An 18,052-nucleotide genomic window follows, 5' to 3' on the forward strand; every position below is an offset into this window, starting at 1 on the left:
CATTCATGGAATAAGGAACATTCAAGGAACCAGATATGGCCTCCATTCCCGCAAACATCATGAAGTTTCTTCTTCGCGCTGGGGTCAAGCGCGACATACACGACCCGGACAAACTGGTAAGACACCTGCGCAGAGTAATGAACGCGCCTTTGGCACCCTCACTACTGCCACGTGGAATACGGTTGCAGCGAAGCAAAGTTGCTGGAATATCAGGCCACTGGCTTAGTACCGCCGACCCCAAAACAACAATTCTCTACCTGCATGGTGGCGCGTTTATAGGCGGCCGACTTGATACCTATCATCACTTTTGTGGGCGCCTGGCTCACTCAATGAACGCGCGGGTCTTTCTCCCGGATTACCGGCTTGCCCCCGAACACCCGTTCCCGGCAGCGACGGATGATGCCTTTCATGTTTATCGTGAACTGATGGCTGATCCCCGCCCCATCATTATTGCTGGGGACTCAGCAGGCGGCAATCTTACTCTGGTTACGTTACTACGCGCCCGTGATCATGAGCTGAAAATGCCGGTCTGCGCCCTGGCCATTTCGCCAGCGTCGGATGCCCGAGGCGTCCTGATGTCTCGACAGGCGAACAGTGATACTGATGCCATGCTGTCCCATGGCATGATTGAGGTTGCAACGGATATCTATCTGGCAGGCGCGGATCCCGCCCACCCATATGCCTCCCCAATCACCCAAGACTTCACCGGCTTGCCGCCTATGCTTTTCACTGTCAGTAGCGAAGAGTGTCTGCGCGACGATACCCATGCAGCCGCTCACTGCGCCCGAGAAGCGGGCGTACCTGTGCAGCTTGTGGAACGTAAAGATATGCCGCACGTCTGGCCCGTATTCACCTTTCTGTTGCCAGAAGCAAAACAGGACTTCGCCACTATCGTCCGTTTTCTTCGCAGACATCTTGCCTCCACTGAAGTCAGTGAGAGGTCGTCTCACACTTCGAACGTTGGCATTGCGACAATTGCGGAGACATCGTCATGAACATGGCTGCTTTTGCAATCCAGAATGCTCGCCACAACGTTGCTCCTGATCATGAAGTCGTCATCATTGGCGCTGGCATTTCCGGCATTGGTGCCGCAATTCAGCTACGTGCCGATGGCATAAAGGACATTCTGATCCTTGAACGCAGTGAAGATGTGGGAGGCACATGGCGTGATAACCGTTATCCGGGGATCGCTGTCGACATTACCTCTTTCACCTACTCATTCTCGTTCGAACAGAACGCAAATTGGTCACGTGTATTTGCTCCGGGAAACGAGCTTTACCAGTACACCCGTCAGGTAACAAGCAAATATGGCATCTACCCACTTATTCGCTTTGGTATTGAAGTTACCCGCGCCCGTTTCGATCTAGCTAGCCATGTCTGGTTGATTGAACTTGGTGATGGTAGACAACTTCGTGCGCGCCATATTGTCTCGGCCTGCGGCGGGCTGATATCGCCCAAAATGCCAAATCTTGAAGGGCTTGAACAGTTTCAGGGCGACGTTATTCACACCGCCCGGTGGCCGGACGATCTGGATCTCAGTGACAAACGAGTTGCTGTAATAGGCACAGGCGCTACTGCAGTGCAGCTGATTCCGGAAATTGCCGGCAAGGCCCGCCAATTGGATGTCTACCAGCGCACCCCCATCTGGGTACTGAAAAAACCCGATCATAGCCTGCCCGGCTGGCTCAAGACTCTGTTCCGAACCGTACCGGGCCTGCAACGCACCCTTCGGGGCGCCACCGATACCGCCAGTGAAACCCTGATGGTGCTTTCAGCAATTTATTATCGCCAGGCCCCCTGGCTGGTCCGCATGTGCGAAAAGGCGGGCATAAACAACTTGCGCGAACAACTGCCCAACCGCAAAGACCTGTGGGAGAAACTGACACCGAAATACGGCTTCGGCTGTAAAAGACCAACCTTCTCCAACGACTATTTCCGCACCTTCGGCCGGGACAACGTCGAGCTGGTGACGACGCCGATCAAACGCATCACCTCCCGTGGCATCACCACCGAAGACGGCCGCTCACGACGCATAGATACCTTGATCCTGGCCACCGGTTACAAAACTTTTGAGAAAGGGAATATCCCCTCGTTCGAAGTCATCGGCAGCAACAACATTAATTTGGGCGACTTTTGGCATGACCATCGATATCAGGCCTATGAAGGCCTGACCATCCCGGGGTACCCGAACTTTTACATCATGCTCGGGCCCTATGCCCTTATCGGAACCTCTTACTTCAAAATGGTCGAGGGCAATGCCATCCATCTCTCACGTTGTATTCGCGAAGCCAACCGGCGTGGCGCCACCCAAGTGGAAATTCGACAGTCAGTCCATGACAATTATTTCCATAATATCCAGAAACGTCAGCAGAACACGGTGTTCCTTAATCACAATTGCACGCTGTCGAACAGCTACTACTTCGACCATCATGGTGATGCGCCGATGCTGCGCCCATCAACATCTTTAGAAATGCTTTGGCGGGCCAAACATTTGCCGATGGACCACTACCGATTCAGTGAATTGGACTCCCACGCAAGCCACACCCCGGGAAGGCAGAACAATGGGAATGGGAGACAATCGGATAAGCGCACCCCCTGACGCCCAAGTAAAATGTCGGGCCGCTGGGCGCGGCAAAATAAAACAACTCAGCCAATCTGTAGAAGCATCCTAATGTAAACGGCACCCAAGATAATTTTTCGATTCTTCTAACCTTACGCTGGTGCGGTGCGCTGGATAGGTTTTACCTAGTCGAGAACACTGACTCATCGGCAACAGTTGACCGTAGTTTGCCAAGCGATATTACAACGCCCTATTCGCAAACCTCGATAGTCCATACAAGGGAGATAAGCAGCGACACTGCACAGACATGGACTCAAGAGCCTAAATCTGGCAAATTAATTGGTTCAACAACCAAACAATAAAACCGACATCAAAACTGATCTTTTCAGGAGCTCAAAATGCCTTCAACAAAAACAAAACGGTTGCCTCTCCTTTTTTTCACTTGCGGTACCGCTCTACTCTCTCCGGCTTTAACCAATGCTGGCGCTGGCGACGGAGCTACCAACTATGGGCTGGGCCCCATGAATGCCGGTACTGCCCTCGCGTTCAGCCCTTTTGCATCCAACAGCTGGTCGGTTTATTACAACCCGGCAGCCATGGCCGGCTCACCGGAAGGCGAGCTGAGCGCCATCGTGCAATATGGTGACCAGGAATTACGTGCTAAATCCCTGGGGGGAGCCGCGCCTTTAGCACGCGAGAATGATGTGCTCTCCGATACCAGTTCCGAACTATTATTAATCGGTTTCAAAAGTCGCATAGCCGGCATCTCAAGTATCGACAATCCCATATATTTCGGGCTTAACGTTGGCGTCGACGAATACTCATCCAACCTGCTGCCATACCAGGCAAACACTAGCCAGGAAGGGCAGTTTCTACGCTATGAATCACAGCCACTTTATCTCGCGTTTGGTGGTGCTATTAGTAATATCCTGAGAGGAGTCGACGTCGGCGCATCTGCGCGCCTGACACTGGAAGCCAAAGCAAACCTGGAAACAGTCTCCGACCTTGGCGGCAACACTGATTCAGAAAAGCTTTCTCTCGAAGCATCTCCGTCACTATCGCCGGCCCTGGGAATCAACATCCGCTCTGGCGAATTTTTTTGCGGTACCAGTCAGTGCATGCCTTTCGGCATGGACAAGTTGGAATTCGCACTATTTTGGCGCGGTGAAAGTAGTTACGAAGTTTCAGTCGATGCCAATGTGGTTGTGCCAGGGGTTATACCCGAACCAGGTCTGAGTCTGGCACTGAGTACAATCGACACTTATCAGCCCGAGGTTCTCGGTGCGGCCTTTTTGCTTCCAGTAGGACAATTCGAACTGACGGCAGGCATCGAGCAGCACAAATGGTCTGCGCTTGGACGCGAGTTTGCGAGTGACACTGTTCGCGACCAGGCCAATCTGGCGTTTGACGACATCACTATCCCCCGTATTGGCATCAGTTATCAGTGGTCGGAATCCATGAAGCTCTTTGCTGGCGCAGCCTTGGAGGAGTCACCCTTAAAGTCCACCCGCTCCCAGGACGTCAATTATCTGGACACAGATAAAAAAGTTTTCGGGCTAGGCGCAAGTTATCGTATAGCCAGTGCCCCGGTGATTAACATGCCGCTGGAGGTTGCCTTCGCTTACCAGTATCAGATGCTGGATGAGGCTGATTTCGAATTAACCTCCATTAACGCTCCCACCGACCCGGCACCTTTTGAAACCGTAAGGGCCGATGGTGAAATAAACGTATTTTCTTCCTCCCTGTCGCTGAAATTTTAACAGCATAAATGCGATTAATACCTGGAGAAGAGCAATGAATAAAAAACAACATATAATTCGCAAACTGTTTATTAGCGTGACAATAGTGATAGCAGCCCAGCTGACGGGCTGCGGTGGCGATCAGGGCGATGTGACCAATCAATGGAGCACTCCGGATACACTGATTTTTTCCTACCCTTATCCCGGCCAGACAGAAGTACCACCCACCGCGCCTGTGGTTCTGCGTTTTTCTTCCGTTCTTGATCAAACGGTAATGGATGATATTGAGGCGCGCCTACAGTTGGTCAGCAATATGGATGACAGTACTGTCATTGTTGACTATCAGGTAGTAGACAACGGCAGGGGGCTGATTCTGCGCCCTCAATCTCGTCTGCTTCCCACACAAACGTACCAGCTAGTTGTCATCGGCGATGGTTTGGGGGCCATTGATAAAGACTCCCTGGCCCGCGTGCAATTTCGTACCGCTGGCAACCAGGCGGGCGCATCGGAAGCCATGGGAAGTGGCTCTTTCAGGCTCCTCTCAGCTACCCCTCTGGACCAGCCATCATTGCTTGACTCGATTGATGATGCCAGCCGCTCCAACGACATGAGCACCTTCAGAATGTCGTTCAATCAAACGCTGGACCCGACGAGCATAGAATATGGTGAAAGCGGATCTGTGCAGCTTCGTGACAATCTGGGCAAACTGGTTCCCGCATCCATGTTCCTGCAGGGCCGATATCTGACACTTGACCCCGCCCGGGATCTGAAACCGGTAGAACACACACTGACTATTACCGGGCTGCGAGCCCAAACCTCCGGTGCTTTATTACCGCAATACGAGCGTACTTTTATTCCTGACTCAACACTTCCCCGCGCGACATCAATCCTCAAGGTAGGCAGCCTTGGTGTTGAACAACCTGAATTGACCTCAACATTAACCGGCAACCCGATCAACCAGGTGCCCGTACAATCCTTTGTACTAGGCGACAAGTCATTTACCGGGTTGAGCGGAAATCTTGCAGCCGATCTGGGATTTGCACCGAATTTTCCAGGTGCCGTGCCACTGCGGGTGCCCGCCGGCTCCGTCCTCAACGGTTCTCCTGTGGACGTCAATATTCTAGGCGAAATACCGTCCGGCCTCGAGACGGGTGAAGTCACCATCACTCTGCTCAGTGACGCCAATGGATATCTGATCCCCAATCCATTCAGCGATTCTTCGTCTGTCCCTCGTTATGCTTTGCTTAATATGGACGCGGCAATGACCGCAGAAGGGCAGGAGTCGAACGCAGCTCTCAGCCAGAACCTGCTAAATGTGCAGGTGGCCGGGTTAGCCGTTGTTAAAGATGGCATATTAGTGCTGGATGCGGTCAGCGTGGTCGAACCCGAGGTGCTGGGCTTGGAGAAGGCATCAGGCTTGCTCTCATTCCGCATGGAAGCCTATGAGAACCAACGTCAGGCGCCATCACCAACCCAGGATACGCGCCCTTTACAACTTCAGTCTTGGGCACCAGGACAAACCTTCCAACCCAATGCCCGTCCCGGTGATCCTGTTATTCTGAACTTCAATAAGCCCCTGGACCCTGCTTCTGTATTTCTCGACGGGGCATTGCAAGTCTCAGTCGATGGCATAACACAGACCTACCCGATGAGACATGATGGCGCCACCGTCTTGATCGGAGGGGACGTTCTTCAACACGGAAAAGACATCCAGGTGACCCTGACCAGCCTGCTTCGAGATACGCAAGGCAATCCGCTTAACCAGGATCGAACCCTCGACATTCGTCTTCCGGAATTCACCCTTCCCAATGACAACGCCAATGAATTACGTGCACCACTTGTCTCCGCTGTTTTCCCCGGATACCCCTGCGCGCTGACCGGGGCTGTGCTGACCGGGCAACGCGAAAACTGGCGAAACGGTCGATGCGTGGGAGGAAAAAATACTGACCCGCTTTATCCCGTACCGAACCTGTTCAAGGACTTTAGTCTCCGGGTTATCTTCAGCCGCAGCATCGACAGCAACACGGTCAATAACAATACGTTTGTTGTTGAACACTTCGATACCGTTAATAACGTATGGCAGCCCGTCAATGGTCGCCATAAAGTACTTGCACAGCGAATCGAATTTTTACCGAACAGTCCCTGGCGGGTTGGTGACCTTTACCGTTATACCCTGCACTCCGAGGAAGGAGCGCCGAACTGTGGAGTCAACGCCATATGTTCAAATGATGGAGCCCCTCTGCAAACACGGCAAATTTCTCAGTCCAGCTCCACAGCGCCTGGCCTTAGACAAGGAGGTCCGGACCTGACCAATCACTTTGTGGTAACAGGAGAAGAGGACAGGATTACCCGCGTATCATTACGGTCACTACCTGTAGCGGATGTCAACGCGAACCTCAGTCTCGATGACAATGAGCAAGGCGCCGTACCTGATGGCAATGGCGGAGCAACTGCCTCCGCCAATTACCTGAAACTTCAACTCAAAAGCCGATCAGGTGTAATAACCAATGCCAGCATTGGCTGTGGTATAGGCGACGACTGCCCAGAAAACAAGTTTGCCTTCGTCGCCTCAGGCGCCTTGCAAGCCGGGGTAAGCCAGTATGAGTCGGATATCACCATCAACCGACGCCTCATCGACAGCGACCCAATGACATCAAATGAAGTCACCGGCGCCGTCATTGCCAAAGTCTTCCCCACTGTTCTCCCAACGACGAGTGTGTTTCTGGAAGCCCGTGCACTGGGATTAATCACGATACCGTTAGACACCGGCCCCCTGGTGCTTCGCTTGGCATATGAAAACAATCAGCCCATTACTGGCTATATCACCCGAACCCCTGATGGCCCCTGGTTTAGCACCACGTTTGATCTCATGGTGGATGCACCAGAACTGGAACCACGACTACTCATTGAACTTGGGCATGACATCCGCAGTAAAAAAATAACCGGAGTCACCCTGGAAGGGCCGCTACGTTTTGTTGACGATGGTCGCCTGATTCTAAAAGTTCGCAACCCTGACCCTCTCGTCATACCAGCCAACATTGATCTGTTTGGCATAGGTTTGGCCGGTGTCGAATTGGAGGTACCGCCCCTCGGCGTGGACCTTACTTTTACCTTTTTGCCTGTAAAAGATTTTTAACGCACACCCCTCGTGCATATGCACATTTACGCCCCCTTTAATGGGGGCTTTTTTATGGTAGGTCATGCCCCTACAAGGAATTCGTCAGCCAGACAACCCAGCGATAATTTCCTCAAGCAGCACTTCCCTTTTTATACATGAAACGTTAATATTTGGTTGTTTAGCCAAACAAAAGCGCATCTAATAATGCATCATCACGATAGTCCCACAACGCTTGACCGGAGTGCTTCAAGCAGCCCCACGCAGACTGGCAGGAACATACAGTTCCACGGAAAAGGGGGGTTGGTTCTTAGTGCAACCCGGTTCGGAGATCCAAAGTCACCGCAGGTGCTACTGCTACATGGCGGCGGACAGACACGTCATGCCTGGGTGCACACGGCAAACGTAATGGCAAGGGCGGGATACTGCGCAACGACCATAGACGCCAGAGGTCATGGTGAAAGCCAGTGGTGCCCCAAAGGGGATTACAGCGCCACTGCTTTGATATCAGATCTCCGCAGCATCATTCAGTCTCTTCCCTCATCCCCTTATATCGTCGGTGCATCAATGGGCGGCCTCACCGCCATGCTCGCACTTGGAGAGGAGCCCTCCCTGACCTGCCAAGGCTTGGTACTGGTGGACGTAGCCCCCCGTCTAGAACGCAACGGTGTTCGCCGTGTTATTGAGTTTATGCGTCGCCACCATGACGGATTCGACTCGCTCGAGCAGGTCCAAGATGCTGTCGCTGCCTATAACCCAGCACGAAAAGCGCCTGCAAATTCTCAGGGACTGCGAAGAAATCTGCGTCAGGACGCTAACGGCCGCCTCCACTGGCACTGGGATCCGGCTTTTCTTGATCATGCGGTAATTCCTGAAGCAGATGAAAGCATGTTCGGTCGCACGCGGCTCAATCGCGCTGCTAAGAGCCTAGAACTACCAATATTACTGATCCGTGGTCATCACAGTGACGTGCTCAGCGAAGAGGGGGCCCAGGAATTGTTAGCCCTGGTGCCACATGCCCAGTACCGGGTGATCAATCAAGCGGGTCATATGGTAGCGGGTGATCGCAACAGCATCTTTACCGGAGCTGTGCTGGATTTTCTTCAGCGCCTTAACCCGAAATTTATTCACATACGCTCCTCTGACCGGAGATTTACATCATGAAACATAAGCATCTCGACGTGCTGATCATAGGCGCTGGCCTTTCCGGCGTTGGTGCAGCTTGCCACCTGAGCCGCAAGTGCCCACATCTACGCTATGGCATCCTCGAGCGACGCAAACGCGTTGGCGGTACCTGGGATCTATTTCGCTATCCGGGCATCCGTTCTGACTCGGATATGTTCACACTCGGCTATAACTTCCGCCCCTGGACAGACACCAAGATGCTTGCCGATGGCCCCTCTATTCGCAAGTACATTGAAGAAACCGCTGAACAGCACCAAGTCATTAAACACATTCAATTCGGTCTCAAAGTAATCTCCGAGGACTGGAGCAGCGATTTCAATCGCTGGACGGTGACCGCTATCAACGAGGAAACCGGTGAAGAGCAAACCTTCACGGCTGGATTTGTTCTCAACTGTACCGGTTATTATAACTATGATGCAGGCCACACGCCGAAAATTCCCGGCATCAACCGCTTTGGCGGAGATGTTATTCATCCGCAACACTGGCCAGAAAACTATGATTATAGCGGCAAACGAGTTGTAGTAATCGGTAGCGGTGCGACCGCAGTGACATTGGTTCCGGCAATGACAGACAAAGCCGAACATGTGACCATGCTGCAGCGCTCACCCACCTATGTCGCTTCCGTACCGGAACAAGATCTCATCTCCAAAAACCTGCGCCGGGTGCTACCAGAAATGGTCGTTTACCGTATGGCGCGCACACGCAACATCCTGCTGCAGAGAACCGTATTTAATCTTTCTATTCGCAAACCCAAAGCGATACGAAGAATATTGCTGGCCGCTGCCCGCAAGCAATTGGGGCCGGAGATCGACATGAAGCACTTCCAGCCTCATTACAACCCCTGGGAGGAGAGAATGTGCGCTGTGCCAAAGGGAGACCTTTTCAAGGTGCTTCGTGAAGGCAAAGCCTCAGTAGTGACCGACCACATTCAAAACATCACCAAAACCGGAATAAAACTGAAATCTGGTGATTGGATACCTGCAGATATTATCATCACTGCCACCGGCCTGGATTTACAAATGTTTGGAGGCGCAGATCTTCGTGTCGACGGCAAGAATGTCAACATATCAAACTCCATCATGTACAAAGGGCTGATGCTGGAAAATGTACCCAACATGGCATTGGTCTTTGGCTACACCAACGCCTCCTGGACTCTCAAAGCAGATATTGCCTCCGAGTTTGTTTGTCGCCTTCTGAAGCATATGCAGAAGACGGGTACGGAAAAGGTAACTCCTGTCGACAAAGAAGACTGCAGGTCTGATATCAACTTCCTCAACCTTCGTTCCGGGTACATTCAGCGCGCTGATGAACGTCTTCCTCGACAGGGCATCAAAGATCCCTGGCAAAATCTCAACGATTATCTTCACGATCTTCCAGCACTTCGCTATGGGAAAATGGACGATGGTTACCTGAAATTCGAGGGAGCAAATCTTCATAAAGCAAAACGCAGTCTAGTCCAACATCTTCTGGGCAGCACACTCACCAGGGAGGCACAACGATGAAATCATTTTCCGGAAAAGTCGCCGCTATTACCGGCGCAGGATCAGGCATCGGGCAAGCCACGGCAATTGCCCTGGCAAAAGAAGGGTGCCATTTGGCCATTTCGGATATCAGCCGGGAAAGCCTCGACAACACTATCGAATTGCTGGCGGGCTACCCTGTCGACATCAGCACTCATGTGGTTGATGTTAGTGACAGGGAAGCTGTCTATAAATACGCAGAAGACACCGTCACGACGCATGGAAAAGTGAACCTCATCATGAATAACGCCGGTGTCGGCCTTGGTGAGACCGTCGATAAAATGAGCTATGAAAACTTTGAATGGCTGATGAATATCAATTTTTGGGGAGTGGTATACGGAACGAAGGCATTTCTTCCTCACCTGAAGCAGGCAGGTGAGGGCCATATCATCAACATCTCCAGCGTTTTTGGAATCATCAGTGTTCCAACCCAGTCCGCCTACAATGCTGCAAAATTTGCCGTTCGCGGATTTACAGAGTCACTACGTGAAGAGCTTGATATCGCGGGAGATCCTGTCAGCGCCACATGCGTTCACCCAGGAGGGGTAAAAACCAATATCGCCCGCAATAGCCGCATGGGCGATATGGGCAGCATGAGCATTGGCGACAAGGAAGATGTTGCCAACATGTTCGAAAAGATTGCCATGACCACACCAGAAGCTGCTGCCAAAACCATTTTAAAGGGAGTTCGCAAAAACCAACGAAGAATACTGGTCGGCGGTGACGCGATCATGTTGGACACCACCCAGAGACTGATACCGACAGGCTATCAACGATTGCTCGAAGTCATGTTTAAAAAACAACAAATCTCGAACAAAAAATCGAATAAGGGTATTGCCTGACATTATTCAATAAACCATTACATTCTATACTGGAGGCGATATGCGCTCGTCTAAAACTGTAAAAAACATTAAGAAACTCAGCGGCGCTGTGGTGGGCATTCCGCCGCGTCATATCAATTTCGCATTTCCGGAATCCATGCCGAAATATTTTTATGCCGGAAATGCTACAGCAACCACCTTCTTTGCCATGCTTTCCGGTTTTTTTCCACCCGGTGAGCGTTACTTCATGGAATCCGTAAGACATTTCCGTGGCCAGGTAAAGGACGAATCACTACGGGCTGCTATATCAGGCTTCATGGGACAGGAAGCCATTCATGGGCGTGAACATGACCGGCTTAACCAGATTCTCGCCGAATACGGATATGACATGCAGTCGCCGGATCGGTTTGTCAAAATCGGCCTAGCCATACTGGAGAAATTACCGCCTAGCACTCGGCTAGCCGCTACAACCTTTATGGAACATTTCACTGCACTTCTTGCCGAACAGCTCCTTGACGATGAGCATTTCGTACGCCAGGCAGACCCAGAAATGATCAAGATATGGCAGTGGCATGCACTCGAAGAACTAGAGCATAAATCCGTTGCCTACGATGTTTATGAACTTATTGGCAACAGCCGGACAGAGCGGGTAGCCGCAGCACTCGCCTCCATGGTGGTATTGTTGCCGATGTTGGGCATTACCTGGAGCTGGATGCTCGCGAAAGACGGCCAGCTTGGCAAAATCAGTGACAATATCAAAGGACTCAATATACTGTTCGGGCGTAACGGCTTTGTGTCGCAAATCCTGTCTCGTCTTCCGGAGTTCATTCAGCCCAATTTTCATCCAGATCAACACGATACAAAAGGGCTGGAAAAACTTTGGCGTGAAAAGCTGTTCTCAGAAGGCGGTCAACTCCATGACCTTTATAGTAATCCGGCTGCGTGATTAGATGTATATTAAACTCCGCTCGCCACCCACATGGTGACGAGCGGAGCCAATCCTGGTTCATTTCTTCACTGACTTGCCAAGTCAAAAAATATTACAATATCGTATCAATTCGCCTATTACGCTTCCCGCATTTACAGTTCCAGCCTACCTATTAAAACCCTTAAACAATCCATAATAGTAAGGCCAACATTAAAATCGAAGCGATCCGCTGCCGGTAGCACCATGCAGGGCAGGATCACAATCGGGTTGTTTGATCAACCGGGGCCCTACTCGTATAAAGCCACCAGGCGTCAAAACGGAATAGGGAGCGTTTCTGCATCATAGAGAATAACCTCTTTGACTGCGAATAATGGTTGCGAGAACATCGCAGCGCCAAGGCCCACATCATGAGAAAACCAGAGAGCGTCTAAAAACTCCGAATTATCGTCATTCTTACAACCGTGACGTGCTTATTCGGAAAAGCGAAACACATATCGTCAGCTCGCTGACGGCCCACGGCTCAGAAGGCATGACATTCAGCGACATTTTTCAATGACTTAAGACACATTATGCCGAATATTGCCTACGGCAATTCCGGTATTTTCAGCGGTTTAACAAACCGCGAACCATATACCGTTAGCTTAGGATGCTTGACTGCCTGTTCGTTAACTCACATCCTCAAGAATGAATTGTGCTGCTCGCTCACCAATCATCATGCACGGCGCATTCGTATTACCACTAATTAACAATGGCATGATCGAGGCATCCGCGACTCGCAATCCCCGCACACCGTTTACCCGCAGGCGAACATCTACCACCGCCTTTTCATCACTGCCCATACGGCAAGTGCCGACGGGGTGATAGATTGTTTCCGCCCGCTGACGAATATCTGCGTCAATCTGGTCATCACTCTCAACGCAAGAATCCGGCTCATCATCGCCGCCAAACGCAGAAACGAAAGACTGGCTGTGAAACACTTTTCTGGCTAGTTTCACGCCTTCACGGAGCACAAGAATATCGTCAGGATGAGAAAGATAGTTTGGGTCTATCAAAGGCGCAGCAAATGGATCGCTATTGGCCAATCGAATCTGTCCTCGACTCTTAGGCCTGAGTTGGCACACATGAATCGTACAACCAAACCCTGGCGTCAACTGACGTCCATGATCTCGAAGATAAGCCGGTAAAAAGTGTAGCTGAGCATCCGGACGATCCGGCTCGCTGAGCAGGCTGACAAAAGCCCCTGCTTCCGCCGCGTTACTGGCAAGAAAGCCGCGCCGATGACGAAAATACTGGTAGAAGGCACTAATCAGCCGAGGTATAAAAAACGGTGACATGCCGATTGATTGACGGCTTTTGTCCTTGATCATGACGGTCATATCAAGGTGATCTTGAAGGTTCTCCCCAACTTCCGGCGAGTCTTGCAAACAGGTGATGCCGATTTTCGATAGGTGCTCTCGCTCTCCAATACCCGACAACATCAGCAACTGAGGGGTATTGATCGCCCCACCGGACAGGATGACTTCTTTGTTCGTACGAATGACCGATTGAGCACCATCACTATCACAAATTTCGACGCCAATCGCCCTGCCGCAATCCAGTAACACCTTGGTTACCTGCACATCCGTCATGATGTGCAAGTTATCGCGGCCACGTGCAGGATCCAGGAAAGCACGCGCGGCACTCCACCGGCGCCCTTCTTTTTGTGTTACCTGAAACCGGCCAAAGCCTTTCTGTTCCGGCCCGTTAAAATCATCGTTTCGGGTATAACCCAGCTCTTCACCGGACTTAATAAACAGCGGGGTTAACGGGTTAACATCCCTGACTCGGGTAACATTCAGTGGCCCACCCACACCATGCCAATTGTCAGCGGAGTATTGTTCATTGTTTTCATGTGCATTGAATACCGGCTGCACATCTTTCCACGCCCACCCTGTTGCGCCTTGCGCTGCCCAGTCATCATAGTCTTGTTGTTGGCCTCGAATGTAGACCATGGCATTGATTGAGCTGCTGCCCCCCAGTGTTTTTCCTCGCGGCCAGTAGAGGCGCCTTTTATTAAGGTGACTTTGTGGCGCGGTGTCGTAGCCCCAGTTTCGCTTTCCTTGTTTAATTAGACCGATGAGTCCAAACGGAATATTAATAAAACCGCTATTATCGTGGGGGCCGGCCTCAATAAGACAAACGGAATACTTGCCGCACTCGCTTAACCGGTTGGCAAGAACACAGCCCGAAGAGCCCGCCCCCACGACGATAAAATCAAACGACTTCATTTTGCTTCTCCCCCGCCTGAATAAACCGTGACATGTGGTGCTCTCGGTCGCCATGACTCAATGATGCATGTGTCACCAGACGGAAGTAATGGCCAATGTTCAGCTCTTCCGTAACACCAACGCCACCATGGATCTGGATACCTTGCTGAGTGATACCAACGGCCCGGTTTGCGTAGTAAGCCTTTGCCGCCGCTGTCGCGCGCCCGCGCTCACCGACGTTTGCGCTCTCTCCTTTTACTGACACCATCAAGAGCATGGATTCCAGCTGCTGGAGATCAATAAACGCATCAACAAGGTAGTGCTGGATTACCTGAAAACTGCCAATCGTTCTACCAAACTGTTTACGCGTTCGAGCGTATTCCAGAGTGGCCTGATACACCTCTCGGCAGGCGCCGTACATACGTGCGCAGTCCAATGCGCACAGATAATCGAACCAGGCAGAAACCGCTTGCTTTGCCGCATCACCACGACACAAAACCATTTCGTCTGTGATGAGCACATCATCAAGCGTCAAACTGGCAGCACGGCTTCCATCGAGCAGTCGATATCTTTCAACGTCACAGGCGTCGAAAGGTAGCGCGACAATGACCAACTCATCACCAGACATAGCGGAGACGAGCACGGCGTCTGCAACGCCACCATCAGACACAACGTGCTTCTGCCCGGAAAGTCGTTCTCCGTTTAGCCTCAAGGAAGGGTTCAGCACGTGATAACCGGCATGCCGGTCATAAAGACCGCAAGCCACACGTGCCTCACCAGCAATAATGCGATCAAGCAACGCCAAGGATGTTGGCGTATTGGCGAACTCCAATAACTTGCCGGGGGAAACAATTAAATCGACAAAAGGGTCAAGACAAAGCGCGGCTCCTAACTCCTGAACAATGGCGCACACGTCAAGCAATGAGCCGCCATACCCTCCAACAGATTCAGCAAACGGAAGGCCAAACCAACCCAAATCATTCATGGCCTGCCAGCGATTCGCTTCAAGGTGATTACTCTCATTCAACTGTGCAATGTAGGTGTCAAATGAATAGTTGTCTTTAAGATAACGGCGCGCGGTATCCGCAATCATGGTGGTATTTTCGGGTAACTTGAAATCCATTTTTCACCTCACAATCCGAGCAACATCTTCGCCAACACGTTTTTCTGGATCTCGTTAGATCCACCATAGATGGTGCACGCACGCAGGAAGTTATAGCGGCGACTGGCCTGATTAAAAATTTGCTCCCCAATAGGCTCCTCGTTATCCCATGGCAAAGACATCAAACCTCCGATTTCCACCATCGCTTGGGAAACCCTTTGCTGTAGTTCCGTGCCTTTGATTTTCAGTCCTGACGATTCTGGGCCGAACGGCTTGCCTTCATCTGTGGCAGCAACGGTGCGAAAGTTGGTGTATTCCAGTGCCATAAGATCGACTTCCAAGCCAGCCAACCGACGCACCGCCAACTGCTTATCTGTTTCCGTTGGTAGCGCATCGATAGCACTTTTAAGGCGATTGATTTCGTAGTGAATATCCGCCACACCGGCAATGGTGGTGCGTTCGTGGGTAAGAAGAAACTTGGCAATGGTCCACCCCATTCCTTCTTGACCCACCAAATTTTCCACAGGCACTTTCACGTCGGTAAAATAGACTTCGTTAAGGTGATGATGCCCATCAATTGAATAAATCGGCCGTACTTCAAGCCCGGGGGTTTTCATATCGATCAGCAGGAATGAAATACCCTGCTGCTGTTTCACGGTGCTATCCGTTCGCACCAAGCAAAACATCATGTCTGCCCAATGGGCCTGTGTCGTCCAGATTTTTTGACCATTAACCAAATAATGGTCGCCATTACGCGTGGCTCGCGTTTTTAACGAGGCCAGATCTGAGCCCGCATTGGGCTCAGAATAACCTTGGCACCATAGCGTTTCGCCACGCTGAATGCCGGGCAACCACCGTTCCTTCTGTGCTTCAGAACCAAAGGTATATAACACCGGCCCAACCATGGCCACACCAAAAGGACTTGTTGGCGGAGCCCCTGCCGAGGCGCGTTCCTGATCGAAAATATACCGCTGGGTTGCGCTCCACCCTGGGCCACCAAATTGTTCTGGCCAAGTAGACGTGAGCCAACCTTGACTGCCCAGCAAACGCTCCCATCGTTGCTGCATATTCTTGTCTGGCATCGCTCCTCGGGCAGTACAGCGCCGAATATCATCAGGCACATTTTCCTTCATCCACTGCCGGATACTCTTACGAAATTCTTTTTCGTCATTACTGAAATCCAGATTCATGGAAGCCTCCAAGCCAATAAATTTCGCAATACAAGGTCATCAATTACTCAATTAACCTGTTTACCGTTGCTCTCCCAAAAGGGGGCTCGCAGTTCGTTTTTCAGCACCTTACCTGCCCCACTCACCGGCAACGACTCTGCCTTAAAATCAACGCTACGAGGCACTTTGTAACCTGCAATTCTTTCACGGCAATGTTCGATAATCTCTGCCTCACTGGCGTGCTCTCCTTCACGCAGCACCACGATTGCATGCACAGCTTCACCCCAGCGTTCATCGGGAATACCAATTACCGCGCACTCCTGTACCGCAGGATGGCTATAAATGGCACCTTCAACTTCAACAGAGAAAATATTTTCTCCACCGCTGATTACCATGTCCTTGGCTCGATCAACGATGAAGACAAATCCATCCTCGTCCATGTAGCCAAGGTCGCCGGTATGTAGCCAACCATTGCGCAAGGTATCAGCGGTTGTTGATTCCATTCCCCAGTAACCCAACATGACGTTTGGTCCCCGCGCACATATTTCGCCAACCGTACCTTGAGATACCACCTGATCATTTTCATCAAGCACCACCACCTCCACACCCAGTGCTGCGCGACCGGCGCTACGTAATTTTTCTCCGCCGGGAATGTGATGTTCTGGCCCGAGTGAGGTAATGATTGGGGAGGCTTCGGTCTGGCCATAGCCCTGAGCAAATGACACTGTCGGCATTTGTTCCATAGCACTAATCAATACCGCCTCTGGCATTGGCGAGGCGCCATACAGCATGCGTTTTATGCTGCTGACATCGTAATTGGCGATGCGCCCAGATGAGGCTAGAAGATTGACCATGGTCGGCACCAACAGGGTGTTCGTGACTTTCTCCTGCTCAATGAAAGCCAGCACTTCATCAACATCAAAGCGAGGAACAATGCCATGTGTCCCCGCAGCCAGTGTCACGGCAAACGTGCTGGCCATATCAGCCAAGTGGAACATGGGCCCGGCATGCATATATATGGTGTCACTGTCATAGCCCATCTCGGCAACCACGTTTAGGGCATTGAATACCAGGTTGTCATGACTCAGCATCACGCCTTTTGACCGCCCAGTGGTACCACCGGTATAAAACAGCCCCGCCAGATCGTCACCGCCAGCATTGGCGTCACGGATTCGATCGGCGTTGGCGACAAGGGATTCATAATCAATACACCCTTGTGGACACTCACCCTCACCCATGAAGACAACATGCTTGATAGACTCAAGCTGTGGCTGTAGGGATGGCAGCAATGCTGCAAAGGTGTCATCAACGAAAAGCACTTTAGAACCTGAGTCATTCAAGGTATAGGCGATTTCAGGTGGTGCGAGCCGAATATTGACGGGATTCACTGCCGCACCGGCCCACGGCACTGCATAGAAATACTCCAGGTAGCGATCGCTGTTTAATGCCAGTATGGCAACCCTGTCACCCGCATTGACGCCCAGACTTAGCAACCCGTTAGCAAGGCATGCGATACGGTCTTCAAACTCTCGCCAGGTTTGCCGCCGACCAGCAAAAACGGTAGCCGTACCTTGGCCGTTTAATTGAACCGCACGGCGTAAAGTCTGTGAAATATACATAACAGAACTCCTCTATTGAGGCAGAAAAGGAAGGGGGGAGGGTTGTTT

12 protein-coding genes are annotated in these 18,052 nt (G+C 51.5%); 8 read left to right on the forward strand and 4 right to left on the reverse strand.

Going from position 1 to position 18,052, the window contains the following annotated elements; translation table 11 throughout:
* Window positions 1-35 precede the first annotated feature (35 nt).
* From A0251_RS00670 to A0251_RS00705, 8 genes are all read left to right on the forward strand, one after another.
* Complete coding sequence (locus A0251_RS00670; RefSeq protein ID WP_062814921.1) at window positions 36-995, forward strand: alpha/beta hydrolase; 960 nt, start codon at window positions 36-38, stop codon at window positions 993-995.
* A complete protein-coding gene (locus A0251_RS00675) occupies window positions 992-2,599 on the forward strand; it encodes an NAD(P)/FAD-dependent oxidoreductase (protein WP_062814922.1) in 1,608 nt (535 codons plus the stop codon). Before A0251_RS00670 ends, A0251_RS00675 begins: the two co-directional genes overlap by 4 nt.
* A 359-nt stretch (window positions 2,600-2,958) precedes the next feature.
* Window positions 2,959-4,320, forward strand: coding sequence for an OmpP1/FadL family transporter (locus A0251_RS00680; RefSeq protein WP_062814923.1), 1,362 nt, complete (start codon window positions 2,959-2,961; stop codon window positions 4,318-4,320).
* A 34-nt stretch (window positions 4,321-4,354) separates the two neighbouring features.
* Window positions 4,355-7,435, forward strand: a complete 3,081-nt coding sequence (locus A0251_RS00685) for an Ig-like domain-containing protein (RefSeq protein ID WP_062814924.1) — start codon at window positions 4,355-4,357, stop codon at window positions 7,433-7,435.
* A 186-nt stretch (window positions 7,436-7,621) separates the two neighbouring features.
* A complete protein-coding gene (locus A0251_RS17090) occupies window positions 7,622-8,578 on the forward strand; it encodes an alpha/beta fold hydrolase (protein ID WP_082810717.1) in 957 nt (318 codons plus the stop codon).
* Window positions 8,575-10,101 (forward strand): NAD(P)/FAD-dependent oxidoreductase, encoded by a 1,527-nt coding sequence (locus A0251_RS00695; RefSeq protein ID WP_062814926.1) that lies wholly within the window; start codon window positions 8,575-8,577, stop codon window positions 10,099-10,101. Before A0251_RS17090 ends, A0251_RS00695 begins: the two co-directional genes overlap by 4 nt.
* Window positions 10,098-10,961 carry an SDR family oxidoreductase gene (locus A0251_RS00700; protein ID WP_062814927.1) on the forward strand — a complete coding sequence of 288 codons (864 nt, stop codon included), beginning with the start codon at window positions 10,098-10,100 and terminating at the stop codon, window positions 10,959-10,961. The genes A0251_RS00695 and A0251_RS00700 overlap by 4 nt, the downstream gene beginning before the upstream one ends.
* Window positions 10,962-11,001: 40 nt before the next feature.
* Window positions 11,002-11,886: a metal-dependent hydrolase gene (locus A0251_RS00705; protein ID WP_062814928.1), complete on the forward strand. Its 885-nt coding sequence runs from the start codon at window positions 11,002-11,004 to the stop codon at window positions 11,884-11,886.
* A 647-nt stretch (window positions 11,887-12,533) separates the two neighbouring features.
* Here A0251_RS00705 and A0251_RS00710 read toward each other — a convergent pair.
* The 4 genes from A0251_RS00710 to A0251_RS00725 are packed head-to-tail and all read right to left on the reverse strand — an operon-like array spanning window position 12,534 to window position 18,004.
* Window positions 12,534-14,135 carry a GMC family oxidoreductase gene (locus A0251_RS00710; RefSeq protein WP_062814929.1) on the reverse strand — a complete coding sequence of 534 codons (1,602 nt, stop codon included), beginning with the start codon at window positions 14,133-14,135 and terminating at the stop codon, window positions 12,534-12,536.
* The gene (locus tag A0251_RS00715) at window positions 14,122-15,237 is read right to left on the reverse strand and encodes an acyl-CoA dehydrogenase family protein (RefSeq protein WP_035248740.1); all 1,116 of its coding nucleotides are present in this window, start codon (window positions 15,235-15,237) and stop codon (window positions 14,122-14,124) included. Before A0251_RS00715 ends, A0251_RS00710 begins: the two co-directional genes overlap by 14 nt.
* Before the next feature lie 8 nt (window positions 15,238-15,245).
* On the reverse strand, window positions 15,246-16,406 hold the full coding sequence (locus A0251_RS00720) for an acyl-CoA dehydrogenase family protein (RefSeq protein WP_007150215.1): 1,161 nt from the start codon (window positions 16,404-16,406) through the stop codon (window positions 15,246-15,248).
* A gap of 47 nt (window positions 16,407-16,453) precedes the next feature.
* Window positions 16,454-18,004, reverse strand: a complete 1,551-nt coding sequence (locus A0251_RS00725) for a long-chain-fatty-acid--CoA ligase (RefSeq protein ID WP_035248742.1) — start codon at window positions 18,002-18,004, stop codon at window positions 16,454-16,456.
* Between the last annotated feature and the right edge of the window lie 48 nt (window positions 18,005-18,052).

This window comes from Alcanivorax sp. NBRC 102024, from assembly GCF_001602235.1.
GTDB lineage: Bacteria > Pseudomonadota > Gammaproteobacteria > Pseudomonadales > Alcanivoracaceae > Alcanivorax.

What these genes read in the sequence shown, in the direction of transcription:
- A0251_RS00670 (WP_062814921.1), top strand. Translation starts at nt 36, where the DNA reads ATGGCCTCCATTCCCGCAAACATCATGAAGTTTCTTCTTCGCGCTGGG.
- A0251_RS00675 (WP_062814922.1), top strand. Translation starts at nt 992, where the DNA reads ATGAACATGGCTGCTTTTGCAATCCAGAATGCTCGCCACAACGTTGCT.
- A0251_RS00680 (WP_062814923.1), top strand. Translation starts at nt 2,959, where the DNA reads ATGCCTTCAACAAAAACAAAACGGTTGCCTCTCCTTTTTTTCACTTGC.
- A0251_RS00685 (WP_062814924.1), top strand. Translation starts at nt 4,355, where the DNA reads ATGAATAAAAAACAACATATAATTCGCAAACTGTTTATTAGCGTGACA.
- A0251_RS17090 (WP_082810717.1), top strand. Translation starts at nt 7,622, where the DNA reads ATGCATCATCACGATAGTCCCACAACGCTTGACCGGAGTGCTTCAAGC.
- A0251_RS00695 (WP_062814926.1), top strand. Translation starts at nt 8,575, where the DNA reads ATGAAACATAAGCATCTCGACGTGCTGATCATAGGCGCTGGCCTTTCC.
- A0251_RS00700 (WP_062814927.1), top strand. Translation starts at nt 10,098, where the DNA reads ATGAAATCATTTTCCGGAAAAGTCGCCGCTATTACCGGCGCAGGATCA.
- A0251_RS00705 (WP_062814928.1), top strand. Translation starts at nt 11,002, where the DNA reads ATGCGCTCGTCTAAAACTGTAAAAAACATTAAGAAACTCAGCGGCGCT.
- A0251_RS00710 (WP_062814929.1), bottom strand. Translation starts at nt 14,135, where the DNA reads ATGAAGTCGTTTGATTTTATCGTCGTGGGGGCGGGCTCTTCGGGCTGT.
- A0251_RS00715 (WP_035248740.1), bottom strand. Translation starts at nt 15,237, where the DNA reads ATGGATTTCAAGTTACCCGAAAATACCACCATGATTGCGGATACCGCG.
- A0251_RS00720 (WP_007150215.1), bottom strand. Translation starts at nt 16,406, where the DNA reads ATGAATCTGGATTTCAGTAATGACGAAAAAGAATTTCGTAAGAGTATC.
- A0251_RS00725 (WP_035248742.1), bottom strand. Translation starts at nt 18,004, where the DNA reads ATGTATATTTCACAGACTTTACGCCGTGCGGTTCAATTAAACGGCCAA.